The sequence below is a fragment of the Streptomyces novaecaesareae genome (assembly GCF_000716875.1).
GTDB lineage: Bacteria > Actinomycetota > Actinomycetes > Streptomycetales > Streptomycetaceae > Kitasatospora > Kitasatospora novaecaesareae.
Genome location: NZ_JNWQ01000229.1, coordinates 1 through 439 on the forward strand (window position 1 = coordinate 1; position 439 = coordinate 439).

At 69.0% G+C, this 439-nt stretch carries 1 pseudogene; it reads left to right on the plus strand.

The features are described from left to right. Positions 1 to 439, plus strand: a pseudogene (locus tag OP86_RS32620) (methionine adenosyltransferase); the annotation flags it as partial.

Sequence of the window (439 nt, forward strand, 5' to 3'; positions counted from 1 at the left end):
GACCTGGACAAGCAGGGCGCCGGTGACCAGGGCCTGATGTTCGGCTACGCGTCCGACGAGACGCCCGAGCTGATGCCGCTGCCGATCACGCTGGCCCACCGGCTGTCGCGCCGGCTGACCGAGGTGCGCAAGAACGGGACCATCCCCTACCTGCGCCCCGACGGCAAGACCCAGGTCACCATCGAGTACGACGGTGACAAGGCCGTGCGCCTGGACACGGTGGTCGTCTCCACCCAGCACGCCAGCGACATCGACCTGGAGTCGCTGCTCACCCCGGACATCCGCGAGTTCGTGGTGGAGCCGGAGCTGAAGGCGCTGGCCGAGCAGGGCATCAAGCTGACCACCGACGGCTACCGGCTGCTGGTGAACCCGACCGGCCGCTTCGAGATCGGCGGCCCGATGGGCGACGCCGGCCTGACCGGCCGCAAGATCATCATTG